The sequence below is a fragment of the Bradyrhizobium sp. USDA 4353 genome (assembly GCF_054063215.1).
The window spans coordinates 7,075,353-7,092,568 of record NZ_JBSSGB010000001.1 but is presented as its reverse complement, the minus strand read 5'-3'; the positions used below and the strand labels follow the sequence as shown (position 1 = coordinate 7,092,568).

Annotated in this window: 9 protein-coding genes; 5 read left to right on the top strand and 4 right to left on the bottom strand. The window is 66.5% G+C overall.

Annotated features, from left to right (window positions below):
- Positions 1–23: 23 nt before the first annotated feature.
- From csb2 to cas3g, 4 genes are read right to left on the bottom strand one after another with little or no spacing between them, the layout of a single operon-like run.
- Positions 24–2,264 carry a type I-G CRISPR-associated protein Csb2 gene (gene csb2, locus ACVILH_RS31920; RefSeq protein ID WP_456716441.1) on the bottom strand — a complete coding sequence of 747 codons (2,241 nt, stop codon included), beginning with the start codon at positions 2,262–2,264 and terminating at the stop codon, positions 24–26.
- An 8-nt stretch (positions 2,265–2,272) separates the two neighbouring features.
- Positions 2,273–3,331 carry a type I-G CRISPR-associated RAMP protein Csb1/Cas7g gene (gene cas7g / locus ACVILH_RS31915; protein ID WP_456716440.1) on the bottom strand — a complete coding sequence of 353 codons (1,059 nt, stop codon included), beginning with the start codon at positions 3,329–3,331 and terminating at the stop codon, positions 2,273–2,275.
- The gene (gene cas8g2, locus ACVILH_RS31910) at positions 3,328–4,266 is read right to left on the bottom strand and encodes a type I-G CRISPR-associated protein Cas8g2 (protein ID WP_456716439.1); all 939 of its coding nucleotides are present in this window, start codon (positions 4,264–4,266) and stop codon (positions 3,328–3,330) included. Before cas8g2 ends, cas7g begins: the two co-directional genes overlap by 4 nt.
- Positions 4,266–7,067, bottom strand: coding sequence for a type I-G CRISPR-associated helicase/endonuclease Cas3g (cas3g, locus tag ACVILH_RS31905; protein ID WP_456716438.1), 2,802 nt, complete (start codon positions 7,065–7,067; stop codon positions 4,266–4,268). The genes cas8g2 and cas3g overlap by 1 nt, the downstream gene beginning before the upstream one ends.
- Before the next feature lie 217 nt (positions 7,068–7,284).
- Between cas3g and ACVILH_RS31900 the strand changes: the two genes are divergently transcribed.
- The 5 genes from ACVILH_RS31900 to ACVILH_RS31880 all read left to right on the top strand — a co-directional run bounded on the left by ACVILH_RS31900 (position 7,285) and on the right by ACVILH_RS31880 (position 17,171).
- Positions 7,285–8,217, top strand: a complete 933-nt coding sequence (locus ACVILH_RS31900; protein ID WP_456716437.1) for a WYL domain-containing protein — start codon at positions 7,285–7,287, stop codon at positions 8,215–8,217.
- Between the two features lie 198 nt (positions 8,218–8,415).
- The gene (locus ACVILH_RS31895) at positions 8,416–9,372 is read left to right on the top strand and encodes an ArdC family protein (RefSeq protein WP_456716436.1); all 957 of its coding nucleotides are present in this window, start codon (positions 8,416–8,418) and stop codon (positions 9,370–9,372) included.
- A gap of 109 nt (positions 9,373–9,481) precedes the next feature.
- On the top strand, positions 9,482–11,608 hold the full coding sequence (locus tag ACVILH_RS31890; protein WP_456716435.1) for a chromosome partitioning protein ParB: 2,127 nt from the start codon (positions 9,482–9,484) through the stop codon (positions 11,606–11,608).
- Between the two features lie 200 nt (positions 11,609–11,808).
- Positions 11,809–16,122 (top strand): strawberry notch-like NTP hydrolase domain-containing protein, encoded by a 4,314-nt coding sequence (locus tag ACVILH_RS31885; protein ID WP_456716434.1) that lies wholly within the window; start codon positions 11,809–11,811, stop codon positions 16,120–16,122.
- Positions 16,122–17,171 (top strand): DUF7146 domain-containing protein, encoded by a 1,050-nt coding sequence (locus ACVILH_RS31880; protein ID WP_456716433.1) that lies wholly within the window; start codon positions 16,122–16,124, stop codon positions 17,169–17,171. Before ACVILH_RS31885 ends, ACVILH_RS31880 begins: the two co-directional genes overlap by 1 nt.
- Positions 17,172–17,216 lie beyond the last annotated feature (45 nt).

Below are 17,216 nucleotides of genomic sequence, written 5' to 3'. Positions count from 1 at the left end.
CGACCGCGACGTCCGTCGATCTGCTACTCCTTCGCGGCGAAAAGCCCGCCGCCCTGGTGGCTGTTGCGACCGAGCATGATCGGGCCGCGGATGGCTGAAGCGAATGTCAGGCGGGCATGGGCGGCGAGGCCGCCGCCGTCCGGCAGGCCCCGCGACGAGATGATCTCGATCTCGGCCGGCTCCGGCAGACCCCGGCGCACGCATTCTGCGCTGAGATCACGAATCAAGGCTGCCGCAACGTCCTTGCGCCGGCCGGCGTGGCGCGTCGCGAGATAGAGCGTGCGGCTTTCCCACAGCCGCGCCGGGCCCATGATGGCGTCCTGGTCCGCCGGGCCCACTGGCCTTGCCAGCGCGATGACGCCGAGCCGGCCGGCCCGCAAGGTCTCGAACTTCGAGACGACGGCGTCGAAGCGCTGGCGCTCGCCGCGGCCGGGCTTGGCCGAGAGATCGCAGGCCCAGGGCGCCGCCACGATCAGCCGGTCGACGAAGCCGTCGCCATCCGCATCGTCGGCAGCGATGAAGACGTGCCGGTGCTGGCCCGATGACGCGGGTGCGCCATCGGCTTCGTGGCCGGAGAACAGTGGCGGCACGCGGCCCTTGGCATCGCGCGCCAGGGCCATCAATGCGCGCCGCGCCGCCTGGGCCAGCGCGGTGCCATCGGAAACCGTGATCCTGACCTCGGGCCCGAGGTTGAACACGGCGACGTCGCGCAACGCCTCGCGCACCGGCGCCATCAGCCCGAGGCCAAGATAGCGGCCATCGCCGACAACCAGCGGGCCGGTGAGCGGCTCGGCAAAGGTCAGCTCGACATGCCAGAGACGCTCCTTCGCAAAGCGTGTTCCTGCCGCGAACTGGTCGGCGCGCGCGCCGCGGCCGGAAAACGGCTCGCGCTGCAGACGGATCGTTGCCGGCGCCGCCACCACGCCGGCTTGGCGCAGCGCCTGGGCCAGAGCTGCCGACGCGCGGTTCTGCTCGCGCGCGCGCTCGGTGCCAGCCTTGGCCTCGTTGAATGTCGTTCCCCCGCCGGCCTTCGCGGCAGCGAGCTCCTGCGCGAGGCGCTTCGGATCGATGCGGCGGCGTGCTGCACCGTCCGGCAGCGCCACGGGTGTGATGCTGCGCCAGACCCGGTGGCCGGTCTCGCTTGCCACGCCATAGTGAGCAGGCATGCCGTCGTCGTCATCGGCCGGCAGCAGCCGCGTCTCGACGAGCTCGCGGGTGTCGGGATCGACGCGCTCCGAGATCAGCAGGCCGGAAAACACGTCTGCGATCTCGGCGCGGGAGAACGGGCAGTTCGGCGGCAGCTCGACCAGGACGCGGCGAATCGCCGGAGTGACGTGGGGCGAGCCGATCGAGGGCAGGGGAATGATGCGAAGGCGCTGGGCCTTGTCCGCCTCCGTGGCGTCGCGCCCGATCAGGATGCGATCGACGAGGGCTGCGGCATCGGGTCGTCTCGCCTTCAGGCGCGCGGCGGCGCCATCGCGGAGGTGCTCGACGAGTCGAACGGCCTGGGTCAACGGCCAGAGTCCGAGGCTCTGCGCGTCCGTCAGCTCGCGCAGATCGAACGGCAGATGCTGCGGCGGGGCGGCATAGGTCACCGGCATGAATTGCGGCCTCGTGGCCTGCGCGTAGATCTGCTGCCGCCCGCCTTTGACGGTTCTGAAGCGATGACCCATCTCGGCAAAGCGACGCTCCAGGCTCATCAGCGAGCCGGATTGCGGGGATGCGAGCACGATGCCGTCCTCGCCGGTGCCGGGTCGATAGACTGTGCGGCCGTGTTGTGAAAGGCGCAGCTCGGCTTCATCCGCGGTCACGATCTCGCCCCGAGCCCAGGCCATGTCGACGCCGCGCCCGAGCTGGTAGAGTCGCTCGGCGATGGCGCAGAGCTGATGCGCATGCACGCCGTCATCGTCGACCTCCCAGGCGTAGAGGAGGTCGACCGCGGAATCGAACAGCAGCGGCCTGATCAGCTTGCCGGCCCGGATCTCGGAGATCCGGTTTGGGTCGCGGCCGACCGCGTCGAGATCGTTGTTCGGCACGTAGTTGGTGAAGCCACGCCCGTCACGCTTGACCGGCGCGGCAATGATCGGCGCAGGGCGCTGTTCGAGCCAGGCGAGGGCGGCGCGATCCTCGGCGGCCAGATGCCGGCCGGATGCCGCGCCCGCCACCAGCGCCTGAAACAGCCGTGCCGGCGAGGGCGGCCATTCGGGCCGCCCGTGATAGCGGTCGTCGTGGAAGCGGACGGACAGGAGCAGGGCACGCGGCATGGCCGGCCTCACGACGCCTTGGCTTTCTTGTCGGCTTTCCTGGCGTCCTCCTTGGCCCGCTTGCCGTCGAAGGCGACGCGCCTGCTGGGGCCGCAACCGAACGCGTCCGCCCGTGATCGCGCATAGGCGAGGACGGCAGCTTCCTCCAGGGCAATTGCGGTTCGTTCGCCGCGGCGTCCCACCAGCACCCATTGCGCGGGTGTATCGATGTCGGGAACGAGCAGGCATCCTTGCCGGAAGAAGGCGTCCATCGGCTCGATCGCGGCAGCCAGCGACAGGCCGAGAACATAGCGGCGCAGCGCCTCGCCATTGTCGCCGCCGAGCCGGCGCAGCGCCACCAGATTGACGGTGATGTCGCGCAGGATGGGCCCGCGGGCGACCACGCCGCCCACCGCGCCAACCGCGGGGACGTGCACGAAGCCGCGCTGCGCCAGCGGACTCTCGGCCTTGCCTTCTGCCTTCTGCTTGTCCTCTTCGGAGAACACCTCCAGGGACGCATAGTCGAGCGCGGGGTTATACTGCGCGGAGCGCTTGAGGGCCGTCACGTCCCAGGCGCGCACGACCGATTGCACGATGCGCGGCAGCTTGGCCTGCGTGTCGCGAGAATCCCAGACACCGAACACGAGCGAAGTCGGCGCCAGCTTCGCGATTGCCGACGCGTCGCCATGGTCGAGCAACGCGCGGAATGCGGCTTGCGCCGGCTCCTGCAATTCAGTCGAGCGGATCACGGCGTCGCCCAGGCGATGGCCGGCGTCGAGAATGGAGAGCACCTTGTCGTTGCCGTAGCCGATGTCGATCTGCGGCACCAGCGCGGCCCAGGGCTCGCGCTTGAACATCGGCTCCATGCGGTTGGCCTGGCTGCCGATGCTGTCGATCGTCGCAACCTTGGTGCCATCCGGCAGGTCGTCGATGTTGTAGCCGATCTCGGCGTAGGTCGGCGGAAAGATCACCGCGCCTTCACCTTCGACCGGCAGCAGCGTCTGCTTCAGGTGCAGCGCCACCGGACCCTGCGGATCATCCGCCCATGTGTCGAAATCCGTTTCGGTCAAGCCGAGAAGCCCGGTCATGCGCTCATCTCCCGTTCTGCGAAAGTGACAACCTTGTTCTTGCCGGACATGTCGAGGCTGAAGGCGAATGTCCTGTGCGGTATCGTGCTGATCGCGCCGCATAGTGCCGCGCGGGCCAGCATCGGCGCGAGTGGAATGCCCCAGGCTGCATAGCGGACCTTGCGCGTCTGGTATTCGTCGGGGCGGGTGTGCTCGAGGCCCCAGGCGGCGAGAAACTCCACCACCGGGGAGGCTTCGACCTGGTGACCCTGGTCATTGAGGGAATAGCCGGCATCGATCGCCGTCCAGGCGCCCCGCGGATCGAAGTTGAAGCTGCCCCCCATGGGGGTCACGACATCGAACGGTCGCGCGATGAGGTCGTCCCTGTGTGTCTCCCAGAGCTGACGAATGCCGTTGGTCCTGATGTCGCCGACGGCCTGCTTCTTCTTCGGCTTCTCGCGAACGCCGAGCAGCATCGCACGTGCGATACTCTCCGCCGATCGGTTGCCGGCGTAGAGCTTGAAGCTGTTGAGACCCGACCCATCGGCCCAATGGCCGAGCTCGACGGTCGGACGATTGCCGCCACCGAGCCGGATCGGCAAGGACATGCGATCGCCCTTGGCGGCCGGGAAGGTGTCGGAGGGCTGATCAGCGTCGCTGCCGGGATCGGCGCCGTCGTTTTCCTCGGGACCGGCATCGTCGACCTCAGTGGCCTCATCGACATATCCGATGGGCACCCGGCGCTTCGGCTCGGCCTCGGCCAGGAATTCCAGCGTGGCGGCCACCGGGTTGATCTCGCCGTCCGCGCTCAGGCGAAAGACGACCTTGGCGGGATCGGACCAGTCGAAGCCTCCAGCGGCCTCGCCGAGCAGGATGTCGGCAGCTTCGAGAAATCCCAGGCAGGCAAAGACCTGGCCGGGATTGTGGAGATCGACGGGAAACGCATGCTCGGCCATCACGCGCTCCTTGCGACCGCTGTCCGGTCCTGTTCAACGGTGCCGGCCTCATCGTTCTCCCCTGAGGCCTTCTGATCGGCGGCACGCAGCAGCGCCTCCCACCATGCGAGCCCCCACGGACCCCAGCGTCGCTGCAGCCGCTCGAAGCGCAGCGCGGCCTCCAAGGCGCGGGCATCGAGATCGGCGCCGACGCCCTCGCAATTGCGGGTCGAGATCAGCGGCCGGGCATGACCATGATGTGCGGCGACGATGTGCAGGAGCAGGTCGCGCAGGCCACCCGGCAACTGCTTGACGTCATCGCGCTGTTCGATCCTGATGAGCGAGCCGAACTCATGGCGATAGCCGTCGAGCAGCCTCAGCCGCACGGGTCCTGCGCTCTTGGCGTAGGCGACACCCCGCGGCGGCGCGTTGAACGCGCGCTGCCAGCGCCAGACATCCTTGCCTTCGTCATGAAGGGCCGCTGCCAGCGCGAGCATCGCGGCGTAGTCGGCCGGCAGCCGCAAGGCGTCGGCATACGCTTGTGCGATCGCCTTCACCTGCTGCTGATGATCGCTCAAGGTCTGCGCGCGGATCGCAACGGCCCGCGCATCCTCGGCTTCGGCTTCCGCCCGGCTTTCGTCGATGATGAGCCAGCATTTCGGCTCCTCATCGGCGCCGATCTCCGATGCAAAGCGATAGGCGCGCTTCCAGCCGGGCTGAGCACCTGATGCGCCGTCATAGACCTCCGACACGCGGAACGGCCGCGGCTGCCATTTGTCATCAGAGTCGATGGTCGCCGGGGGAGCGTCGACATCGGCGGCCAGCATGCCCCGGTCCGACAAACCGCCGAGATGACGGCTGACGACCAGGGTCCTGCCTTGCAGGCGTGCCACGAACCGATCCTTGTCCCGGCCATCAAGCCGCGCCAGGTTACGCAGAGTCCACACGCCGTCATCGTCGAGCTCATCCTTTGCGTCGAGCACGAACAAGACGGGGGCGGTCTCGTCCAGTGCAGCGGCCTTGCCTGAAGTCTTTTGCTTGTCGATCGTGCTCCGCACCGCTGCAATCCGCTTGAACAGCCACTCGGCGACGCCGGGGCGGACATCCGCCTCCAGCATCTCGCTGAGCTGCGGCGGAGCCGCCTCGAAGAACGCGTTGATCTCGCTGGTCTCGACGGCCACGATCCCCGTGCGGGATCTGCGGACCGGCAGGTGCTCGCGCCAGACGATGACGCATTGCTTGTCGTCGTCATCCTCCCAGCCGCGCAGCCATGGCTGGATCTCGGGCCGACCGGTGTGCTGTTCGAGCGAGGTCATCGACCAGGCATCGACGAGGGCGCGCGTGAGGGCAGGGCGCAAGGGTGCCCTGGTCTGCGCGGCCTGCAGCTTGTCGGCCGCCGCAGCCACTGTCCTCAAAGCGGTGATCGCGCCTGGGCTTGCGTCGCGGCTGCCGTCGGCAAGCTGGGGCAGCAGGTCGAGCGGCGCACGCTGGCGTGCCAGCCGGTCGGGCCAGGGCTCCGCGGCCTTTGCCGCCGATTTCGTCGGTAGCGCCACGACCTCGATCCGGGCGGACTTGCCGCCGCGCCGGTTGACGCGGCCGAGCCGCTGCACCATCCGCTCCCACGCGACGAGGTCACAGACCATATGATCGGCATCGAGATCGATGCCGACCTCGCCGGCCGCGGTGGCGACGAGAAAGGTCGGGACCGCGGGGGCGGCGCTGTCGTCGCCGCCGCCGGTGAAGCCGTGCTGATCGAGCCAGCCGGAGAGGCGTTGCCGCTCATGCACGCGCCGCTGGCCGACGAGAAGCTCGGTTTCGATCCCGCTCGATTTTGCGAGCTTCTCGATCCGCTTCCTGGTGGCCTCGGCGTCGGCGCGGCTGTCGCAATACACCAGCACGCGAGCAGGGCAGCTTCCCAAGGCCCAGGCGCGTTCGGCGAGCTCATCGACCAGCGAGGCCTTGCCGTCGAACGTGTCATGGATGCTCAATGCCTTGGCGGCGCCGAGCCGCCGCGCGACGATCGGATGGCGCCAGTCATCCTCATCGAGCCGAAACAACGTGGTGCCGACCGGCTCGGCAATCCGCGGCGCGCCACCGTCACCGCTATCATCGCGTCTGGTGGCGGACAGGGAAAGCAGCCGAAATGGCGGGATCGTAACTGCTTCGCCATCGCTCATGGCGCGCGGGCCGTAGCTGCGCCGGTCGTGCGCGATGCTCCTCAGCAGCGCCTCGAACGGTGGAACGAGATGCGCCTCGTCGAGGACCAACAGCGCGTCGGCACCCAGGAGGCCGGCGTGGAAGGGGCGCATCCGCCGAGACACACCGTAGCCGGAAAACAGCAGCCGTGAGCCGATCATGTCGACGGTCCCGACGATGATGGCCGGACGCGTGGGGTCGGCCAGCCAATCGCGGTTATCGGCATGCAGGCCGCGGAGCGTGGAGATCGGCAGCGAGCCTTTGCCCAGTCCCAGCGCGGCCTTCAATGCAGTGGCGCCGTCGCCGCCGCCGTCGAGCGCTTTCCGAAAGCGCACTGCCTCGGCGGTGGCCTGATCCACTACGGCGCGACGGTCGACGACGTAGATCAGCCGTCGCGGCAGCTTCTGCCGGATGTCATCATCCGTCAGCGCGCGTGCGATCAGCCAGATCGCCATGACAGAGGTCTTGCCGAGGCCGGTCGGCAGATCGAGGGCTGACGGAATCCGTCCGGCTGCCAGTTCGCCGAACAGCCGCTGCTGCCATGGAAAGGGCGTCCGGTCGCTGCCCTGAAGAAGGGCGAAGGCGCCGCGGAATTTGGTCGTCACGTCAAAGGGCTGCTGGTTCATGGTGTCACCCTTGGATCAACAAACATGAGCCCGGATCGAATGGACGCCGCTGTTCATCTCGTGCCTCACCGCTCGGATGATCGTTGAAGGCGGTTCACCGTAGCAGCTTCCGCGGCGGGGGACTGCCCGAGCCGGGAGCTAGACACTCCGGGTGCAGACGGGATCGAATCTGATATGACTCTAATAGCTCAATTAACGCGATGGATCATGAAACTGTATGGTTCATAAAACTAGTCGAACGGGAGCGGGCAAGTCAAGCGCAGGTATCGGCGGCGCCGACCTTCGCTGGTCGGTCGAGCGGCGGCTGGCCTTCATCGAGGAGCGGCTGTTCTGGCTCGGCGAGACCAACCGCACCGACCTGGTCCGGCAGTTCGGCGTTTCGCTGGGCCAAGCCTCGACGGACATTGCACGCTATCTGGCGTTGGGGCCGAGCGGTGTTGCCTATGACAAATCAGCCAAGCGGTATGTCGCGGAGGACGATTTCCGCCCGGTGCTCGGCACGCCCGATGCAAACCGGCTTCTCGGTGAACTGCGGCTGGCCGAACGCGGAAGCGTCGTACTCAACGATACTGTTCTGGGCGACGCATCGCCGCCATTCGACGCGACGCCGGTGCCGCATCGCAAGATCGACGCCTCTGTGCTTCGGGTACTGTTGCGTTCGGTGCGGATGAAGCAGGCTGTGGACATGCTCTACCAGTCGATGAGCCGACCGGAGCCGGTCCGCCGCACCGTGGAGCCGCATGCCTTTGCCTATGACGGATTCCGCTGGCACACCCGGGCCTTTGACCGTCAAAGCGGGACGTTCCGCGATTTCGTTCTGGGACGCATCAAGAAGCCGAAGGTAGCCGGGGCTGCGGGCTCTACGCCGCAAGCCGACACCGATTGGCAGACCTTCATCGACCTCGTGATTGCGCCGCATCCGCGTCTCACGCCGGCGCAGGCTCAGGCGATCTCAATCGACTACGGGATCCGAGGTCAGTCGACCACAATCAAGGTACGCCGCGCTCTGCTGTTCTATGCGCTGAAGCGTCTCGGTCTCGACGTGGCGCTCGACGCCCGTCCACCCAACGAGCAGCATATCGCGCTGTTGAATCGAGCCGAAGTTGATAAAGTCTTAGCTGCTGCACGAAGCCCCCAATCCAATTTCTGACAATGGAGATGCCGACCGGGCTTTAAGTCAGCCTCGATAGTGAGGTGACGCAGGGTCGGCGAAGGAGGGATGGATACAATTGTTTTCTTTGATTTCTGACAAAGGCGGGCGTCCCTAGAGCAAGAGTGCAGGCCGGGTTGGCCGTGACGGGTTGGAAGCGGCGAGAGAGGTTCGCCGCGCCCGTCGCGGAGAACCGCGATGCAGGGACGGAGAGTTGGTGGTCACGCTGGCGAGGGCCGAGCGAGCCTCTATGAGGAGATCACGAGCAAGATCATCGGCGAGCTGGAGGCCGGCTGCGTGCCTTGGGTTCAGCCCTGGGGCACGCAAGCGGCGAAGGCTCAGCTTGCCTTGCCCAGGAATGCGACGACGGGTCGGCCATACAGCGGGATTAACGTCCTGATCCTCTGGGGCGCAGTGATCGAGCACGGATTTACTGGCCAGAGTTGGCTGACGTTCCGGCAGGCGTTGTCCGTCGGCGGCCATGTGCGCAAGGGCGAACGCGGTATCACTGTCGTCTATGCCGACCGCTTTGTCCCTTCCGATGAACGGCAGCGAGCCCGTGAGATGGGCGAGGACGCGCAGGCGATTCCGTTTCTGAGGCGGTTTACGGTTTTCAATACCGATCAATGCGACGGCTTGCCCGAGGAGATCGCAACCGCGGCGCCACCGCCGCCCCCAGGAGCCATTGAGCCTGTGGTGGAAACGCTGATCGCGAACATCGGCATCGACTTCCGCATTGGTGGTCACAGAGCGTTCTATGCTCCCGCCGAGGATTTCGTGCAGGTGCCGCCGCCTGCGGCCTTCTTCGAGCCTATCAACTGGCACCGCACAGCCCTGCATGAGCTTGCCCATGCGAGTGGGCATTCGTCACGGCTGAACCGCGATCTCTCAGGCCGGTTCGGCAGCGGCAAATACGCGTTCGAGGAGCTGATCGCGGAGATCGCGTCCGCCTTCAGCTGCGCTTCGCTGGGCATCGTGCCGACCGTGCGCCATGCCGACTATATCGGCGCTTGGCTCGATGTCCTGCGCGAAGACAATCGTGCCATCGTCCGGGCGGCGAGCCAGGCGAGCCGTGTGGCCGACTATCTGCTCGGCTTTGCATCGGACGCGGTTGGGCAGGACGAGGCTTTCGGAGCGGACAGCGCCGCTGCCTGAGTGCGGTGCTCCGGGGCTGATTGGAGGAGAGCAAGAGGGCGAGAGGTGCTCTGCGACGGGTGAAGGCCTCAGAGAGGTTCTTGGGCTGCCCGTCGTGGAGAACCGAGCGATGACCAAGGCTACCCAGAAGATTACGCTGTCGCCGTCGCGCGACATTCCCTTCAACAAGCTCGTCCTGAGCCAATCCAATGTCCGCCGGATCAAGGGCGGCGTTTGCATCGAGCAGCTCGCGGAGAGCATTGCCGCGCGGACGCTGCTGCAGAGCTTGAACGTCCGCGCCGTGCTCGATGATCACGGCAAGGAGACCGGGATGTTCGAGGTACCGGCGGGTGGAAGGCGCTACCGGGCGCTCGAACTCCTTGTGAAGCACAAGCGGATGGCCAAGACGCAAGCCGTGCCTTGCGTGGTGCGCGATTCCGGGTCGGCCCTGGATGACTCCTTTGCTGAAAACGATCAGCGAGTCGGCCTGCATCCCCTCGACCAGTTCCGCGCGTTCCATGCGCTGCTGGACAGCGGCATGAGCGAGGAGGAGATCGCGGCTCGGCATTTCGTGGCGGTTGCGGTGGTCAAGCAGCGCTTGCGGCTAGCCGCTGTCTCGCCTGTGCTGCTCGATGTTTACGCCGCCGAGGGCATGACGCTCGAGCAGCTGATGGCCTTTACCGTCACGACCGATCATGCGCGCCAGCAGGAGGTCTGGGATAAGGTCAGCCGCTCCGGCTGTGATGCGCCTTACCAGATCCGCCGTCAGCTGACCGAGCAGACGGTTCGGGCGTTCGATCGCAGAGTCCAATTCGTCGGGCTCGCTGCCTATGAGGCCGCAGGTGGAGTGGTGCTGCGGGATCTCTTCGAGGCCGATGACGGCGGCTGGCTGCAGGATGTCGCGCTGCTCGATCGCCTCGTGGCGGAGAAGCTGCAGACCGAGGCCGAGCGGATCGGCGCCGAGGGCTGGAAGTGGATCGCTGCCGCGGTCGACTTCCCGTTTGGCCATGCCCATGGCTTGCGCGAGCTTCAGGGAGAGCCGGCCGAGCTCACGGCCGACGAGCAGGCCGTAATCGAAGCGCTTAGGGCCGAGCAGGCCAAGCTCGAAGCGGACTATGGCCAGGCCGATGAGCTGCCCGAGGACGTCGATCGGCGCATCGGTCAGATCGAGCAGGCGCTGGAATCGTTCGAGGAACGGCCCATGATCTTCGATGTAGCTGATATGGCGCGCGCCGGCGCGTTCGTCAGCATCGACTCCGAGGGCCGACTTCGCGTCGCCCGTGGCTTCGTCCGCCCGGAGGATGAGGTCGCCGCGACGAGTGACCAGCTGGGTGCCGAAGCTGGGACGGACGCTGATGGATGCACCGGCATTCCGGACGCGGAGGTCCGCGCAACGGCGCCGACGATCGTGATCGGCGGCGGCCAGAGCGAGGCGCCCGATGAAGAGGGGGAAGACGTCGAACGGCCTTTGCCGGAACGGCTGATCAGCGAGCTTTCGGCCTATCGCACGCTCGCTTTACGCGATGCGCTGGGGCAGCAGCCGCAGGTCGCCTTCCAGGCGGTGCTGCACAACTTCGTGCTGGCGACGTTCTATCCGTTCGGCTCCGCGCTCAACTGTCTGGAGATCTCGCTGCGCTGTCCGAGCTTTCCCGAGCAACCACCGGGTCTGCAGGACAGCATCCCGGCAAAGGCGATTGCCGCCCGTCACGCGGCCTGGAAGGCGAAGCTGCCAGCGAGCGACGAGGACCTCTGGGAGGCACTGACGGCGATGGACGGGACGGCGCAGGCCGAGCTCTTCGCCCATTGCGCGGCGCAGGCCGTGAACGCGATCTCTGAGCCGGCCAACCGGGTGCATCAAGGGCGCCTGTCTGCGCACGGCGTCCGTGGTCGCCTCGAACAGGCGGACCGGCTGTCGCGCGCTGTCGGGCTCGACATGATCCGTGCCGGCTGGAAGCCCACCGTGGACAACTATCTCGGTCGTGTCACCAAGCATCGCATCCTGCAGACAGTGCGCGAGGCCAAGGGCGAGGCCTCGGCCCAGCTCATCGAGCATCTCAAGAAGCCGGATATGGCGCGCGAAGCCGAGCGATTGCTCGATGGCAGCGGCTGGTTGCCGGAGCCACTGCGAGGAGCAGAGACTGATGTCGCTCAGGCACCTGAAGGCGAAGGTGGCGACAGCCTGCCGGCTTTCCTCAGCGAGGACGAGGAGGCGACAGAGGGGGCTGACAAAGTCGAGGAGATCATCGCTGCGGAGTGACCCCGGTTGGGAGCGGCCCGAGTGTGGAGATATCGATGATGGAAGCCCGGCCAGGTCGGCCGGGCTTTGTCATGCAGGTCATCGGTGAACTGAGGAGAGGCGAGAGTGAGAGAGGTGGGGCAGCGCCGGTGAGGTCGCCCGACAAGAGAGAGCGTTCGGCGGCCGTTCCGCATCCTCGCTCTCCCTTGAGGTTCTTTGCCATGGTCACCGAGACGAGCTGTCAGACGACTCCATTCGCACTCCTTGCACTCGCCAAGGCCATCCATCGTGCGGCCGAGCTGCTGCTCCAAAACCTTGCCCGCGGCGAGCGCATCGATGCGAGGTGCCTGCGCCACGCTATGCAGACCGCCTTCGGTGCCAGTGACGCCGAGGGCAGCTGGGACTGGAAGACGGCATACGAGGCTTGTGAGATCGCCGCCGTTCAGTTCCTCGCCAAGTACGGTCCAGCGATGATCAAGGCCAGCAATGGCAATCCCTCGGCCATGCTGCCGATGGTCAGCAAGATCGCAGCGCTTCTGCCGAGCCATACCAGGCGCTCGATGGAGAGCCAGAGCTTCGAACAGTTCTCGACGCCGCTGTCGTTGGCGCTTGCCGCGGCCGCGGCGGCGCAGGTGACCTCGGCCGATCGCGTGCTGGAGCCGTCCGCAGGGACCGGGAGCCTTGCTATCTTCGCGGAGCTCGCCGGCGGCTCGCTTCTGCTCAACGAGCTCGCTGCCAGCCGCGCCGCCTTGCTCGATCTGGTGTTTGCAGGGCTGACCGTGACGCGCTTCGACGCTGCGCAGATCGATGACTATCTCGATAGGGCCCGCCTCCCGAGCGTCGTCCTGATGAACCCGCCGTTCTCGGCAACGGTGAACGTAGACCGTCCTCAGGCGGATACGACGTTGCGCCATGTTTCAACGGCGCTCGCGCGGCTTGGGGAGGGCGGGCGCCTGGTGGCCATCACGGCCGCTGGCTTTGCGCCGGAGAACCCGACCTGGACGGAGGCCTTCGTGGGCCTGCAGGAGCGAGGTCGTGTCTTGTTCTCCGCCGCGATCGATGGCGTCGTCTACGCACGACAAGGCACTACCACTGCCACGCGCTTGATCGTGATCGACAAGCAGCCGGCGCCGGATCCTCGTCTGTTTCCGCAGTCGGCCGGAATGGCAACTGATGTCCGGACCTTGCTCGACTGGATCACGGCGCTCGTGCCGCCGCGGCTGCCGATGGCGGGGCGCCTTGTTGCGCAGGCGGGCGAGCCTGTTGGTCTCCGTGCGAGAGCAGCACGCGTCCGGCCTGCTGCCTGCGAATCTTCGTCGGCGCCGCCCCGTGAGCCGGCCGGCTGCGAGCTCGCCTATGAACTCGTGGATGATATGCCCGAGGACGGACCTCGCCTGACCGAGGCGCTCTATGAGGCGTATCGGCTGCAATCTATCCGGATCGCTGGAGCGAAGCCTCATCCGACAAAGTTGGTGCAATCGGCGGCGATGGCCTCGGTCCTGCCGCCCAAGCCCACCTATCGGCCGCATGTGCTGCCTCAAATCGTCAGCAACGGCGTTCTCTCCGATGCGCAGCTCGAGAGCCTCGTTTATGCCGGCGAGGCGCATGGTGGATTCCTTGCGGGCTCTTGGATGGTCGATGAGACCTTCGATCAGGTCCGCGCAGCCGGCGACGATATCGAGGGGGCGGTGCGCTTCCGGCGCGGCTGGTTCCTCGGCGACGGGACCGGTGCCGGCAAGGGTCGCCAAGTCGCCGGCATTCTGCTCGATAACTGGCTGAAGGGCCGGCGCCGCGCGATCTGGGTCAGCAAGTCCGACAAGCTGATCGAGGACGCCCAGCGCGATTGGGCAGCACTCGGCATGGAGCGGCTCCTGGTGACGCCGCTGTCGCGCTTCCGCCAGGGCCTGCCGATCCGGCTCAGCGAAGCCATCCTTTTTACGACCTACGCCACGCTACGGACCGACGAGAAGGGCGAGAAGCTTTCCCGCGTTCGGCAGATCGTCGACTGGGTAGGGCGCGACTTCGATGGGGTGGTCATCTTCGACGAGAGCCATGCGATGCAGAACGCTGCTGGCAGCAAGGGCGACCGGGGCGAGCAGGCCGCGTCTCAGCAGGGGCGGGCCGGATTGAGGCTGCAGCATGCGCTGCCCAATGCCCGCGTCGTCTATGTCTCGGCTACAGGCGCGACCACCGTCCATAATCTGGCTTATGCGCAGCGGCTTGGATTGTGGGGCGGCGCTGATTTCCAGTTTGCCACGCGTGCGGATTTCGTGGCGGCGATCGAGGAGGGCGGTGTCGCTGCCATGGAGGTGATGGCTAGGGATCTCAAGGCGCTCGGTTTGTATGCAGCGCGATCGCTGTCGTTCGAGGGCGTTGAATATGAGCTGCTCGAGCACCGGCTGACGGATGAACAGGTCCGGATCTACGACGCCTATGCCGCGGCGTTCGCGGTCATTCACAACAATCTCGAAGCCGCAATGCGCGCAGCCAATATCACCGGGGCAACCGGGACGCTGAACGCCCAGGCCAAGTCGGCGGCGCGCTCAGCCTTCGAGTCGGCCAAGCAGCGCTTCTTCGGGCATCTCCTGACCTCGATGAAGACGCCGACCTTGATCAACGCGATCAAGCGCGATCTCGAGGCCGGCCATGCCGCGGTCATCCAGATCGTCTCGACGGGCGAAGCGTTGATGGAGCGCCGCCTCGCCGAAATCCCGACTGAGGAGTGGGGCCACGTCCAGGTCGACATTACGCCCCGCGAATACGTCCTCGACTATCTCGCCCATTCCTTCCCGGTCCAGCTCTATGAGCCGTTCACCGACGGCGAGGGCAACCTGTCCTCACGACCCGTCACTCGCGACGGCCAGCCCGTCGAGTGTCGTGAGGCAGTGGCGCGGCGGACGGAGATGATCGAGCGCCTCGCGTCACTTGCGCCGGTGCCCGGCGCGCTCGACCAGATCGTCCAGCGCTTCGGCACCGAAATGGTCGCCGAGGTGACCGGCCGTTCTAGGCGGATCGTTCGTATCCGTGATCGGCTTGCGGTCGAGACCAGGGCAGCTTCCGCGAATCTGGCCGAAGCCGCGGCCTTCATGGATGACCAGAAGCGCGTCCTGGTGTTCTCCGACGCCGGCGGCACCGGCCGCAGTTATCACGCCGAGCTCTCGGCGAAGAACACGCGGCAGCGCGTGCATTATCTGCTGGAGCCCGGCTGGAAGGCAGATGCGGCGATCCAGGGGCTTGGGCGGACCAACCGCACCAACCAAGCGCAGCCGCCGTTGTTTCGCCCGATCGCGACCGACGTGAAGGCCGAGAAGCGCTTCCTGTCCACGATTGCGCGCCGGCTCGACACGTTAGGGGCCATCACCCGCGGCCAGCGCCAGACCGGTGGGCAGGGGCTGTTCCGCCCGGAGGACAATCTCGAAAGTCCGCACGCCCGCGATGCCTTGCGCCAGCTTTATGGCCTTCTGGTCCGTGGTCAGGTCGGAAGCTGCTCGCTGGAGCGCTTCGAGGAGGCGACGGGACTGAAGCTGACGGACGAGAATGGCCTGCGCGATGAGCTGCCGCCAATCACGACGTTCCTGAACCGGCTGCTGGCGCTGACGATTGAGCTGCAGAACATCCTGTTCACGGTGTTCGAGCAATTGCTTGCGGCACGCATCGAGGGGGCGATCGCCTCTGGGACCTTGGACGTCGGCTTGGAGACGCTGCGCGCCGAGAGCTTCGTCGTCACCAGGCGGAGGACGATCTACAGCCATCCGGCCACCGGCGCGGAGACTCATCTCGTCACCATCACCCAGCGCGACCGCAACCGGCCGATGCCGCTGAACGAGGCCTTGGAGCGGCTCCTGCAGCGCCGTGCCGTTCCGCTGCATAACGTCCGATCCGGACATGCAGCGATCCAACTGCCGGCGCTGAGCGGTCTGCTCGACGATGGCGAGATGGAGCGACGCGTCCATCTCGTGGGGCCGATGGGACGCCAGACTCTGCCTCTCGCCAAAGTCGCTGAGCACGATTGGGTGGAAGTCGATCGCGAGCAATTCAAGGAGGCCTGGAGCGCGCAGCTCGCGTTCATCCCGGAGTTCTCGACGAGCACGATCTATCTCGTCACGGGCCTGCTGCTGCCGATCTGGAAGCGCCTTCCGCAGGAGTTCACGCGCGTCTACCGGCTTCAGACCGACGCGGGCGAGCGCATCATTGGCCGCAAGGTCCCGCTCAGCTGGGTCTCGGCCATGTCGAGGGAGGCTCCCGTGCTCGCGCCCGAGGACGCGTTCGCGGCGCTGCTGCGCGCCGACTATGCGCTCGATCTCGCCGAAGGTCTGCAGCTCCGGCGCGTCCGTGTCATGGGCGTCCATCGTATCGAGCTGTCGGGCTTTGCTGAAGGGCTGAGGGACTGTCTGAAGGCCTACGGGCTGTTCGCTGAGATCATCTCCTGGAAGCTCAGGATGTTCGTGCCCACAGATGCGAGTGGCGCTGCGGTCCTGGCCAAGGTTGTGGAGCGGTTTCCGATTGCGGATGTTCGCGGTCGGGAGCGGACGTGATGGCAGGTGACGCGTCCGAACTGGCACACCGGCTTGCGCGTGAGGCCGAGGCGGTGTGCCGTCACTATCTCTCCAACGGCCGGCGTGAGGGCCGCTACTGGCTGGTTGGCGACGTCAACAACACGCCCGGACGATCGCTGTTCGTACGGTTGCATGCCTCATCGAAGGGGGCCGCTGGCAAATGGGTCGATGCCGCGACCGGCGAGCATGGTGATCTGCTCGACATCATCGGGGCGACGTGTGGTCTGCGGAGCTTTCGCGAGATTGCTGAGGAGGCGCGGCGGTTCTTGAAGCTGCCTCGGTGGCAGCGCGAGCCGCCGGTCGAGGCCAAGGCTGTCCGCCCGCGCGACGCGATCAAAGCGGTCCGCCGTCTGTTTGCGATGGCGCAACCGCTGCCTGGGACGCTCGGAGAGACCTATCTTGCCAACCGCGGGATCGACGCACCGATCAGCGCCGATGCTCTGCGCTTCCACCCGCGCTGCTTCTATCGTCCGGAAGGCACAGACGTTGTGGACACCTGGCCGGCGCTGATCGCCGCTGTGACCGACCTCAAGGGCCGTATCACAGGCGTCCATCGAACCTGGCTCGATCCCGACGGCTTCGACGATCGCAGGCGTGGCAAGGCGCCAATCGATACGCCGCGGCGGGCGATGGGGGATCTGCTCGGACATGCCGTTCGCTTCGGCACGACTGATGACGTGCTAGCGGCGGGGGAGGGTATCGAGACCATGCTGTCGTTGCGCACGGTGCTGCCGACCTTGCCGGTTGCCGCCGCACTCTCTGCCAATCATCTCGCGACGCTGCTGTGGCCAGCCACACTGCGCCGGCTCTATGTCGCTGCCGACGCAGATGCCGCAGGTCTTAATGCGGCGGAGGCTTTGACGAGACGTGCGCTGGACGCCGGCATTGAGGCCATTTCACTCTGTCCGCGCCTGGAAGATTTCAATGAAGATCTCCGCGCGTTCGGGAAAACCGAGCTTCGGGAGATGCTGCGGCCTCAGTTGCTGCCCGAAGACGCCGCGAGGTTCATGGGCGTGGGTGCGGCCTAAACGCCCGCCCTTTCCTTGGGTGCCGTTCGGCATCAGCGACGCGTG

Bases quoted from the DNA above. Each gene is read 5' to 3' on its own strand.
- csb2 (WP_456716441.1), bottom strand. From the start codon at position 2,264: ATGCCGCGTGCCCTGCTCCTGTCCGTCCGCTTCCACGACGACCGCTAT.
- cas7g (WP_456716440.1), bottom strand. From the start codon at position 3,331: ATGACCGGGCTTCTCGGCTTGACCGAAACGGATTTCGACACATGGGCG.
- cas8g2 (WP_456716439.1), bottom strand. From the start codon at position 4,266: ATGGCCGAGCATGCGTTTCCCGTCGATCTCCACAATCCCGGCCAGGTC.
- cas3g (WP_456716438.1), bottom strand. From the start codon at position 7,067: ATGAACCAGCAGCCCTTTGACGTGACGACCAAATTCCGCGGCGCCTTC.
- ACVILH_RS31900 (WP_456716437.1), top strand. From the start codon at position 7,285: ATGGTTCATAAAACTAGTCGAACGGGAGCGGGCAAGTCAAGCGCAGGT.
- ACVILH_RS31895 (WP_456716436.1), top strand. From the start codon at position 8,416: ATGCAGGGACGGAGAGTTGGTGGTCACGCTGGCGAGGGCCGAGCGAGC.
- ACVILH_RS31890 (WP_456716435.1), top strand. From the start codon at position 9,482: ATGACCAAGGCTACCCAGAAGATTACGCTGTCGCCGTCGCGCGACATT.
- ACVILH_RS31885 (WP_456716434.1), top strand. From the start codon at position 11,809: ATGGTCACCGAGACGAGCTGTCAGACGACTCCATTCGCACTCCTTGCA.
- ACVILH_RS31880 (WP_456716433.1), top strand. From the start codon at position 16,122: ATGGCAGGTGACGCGTCCGAACTGGCACACCGGCTTGCGCGTGAGGCC.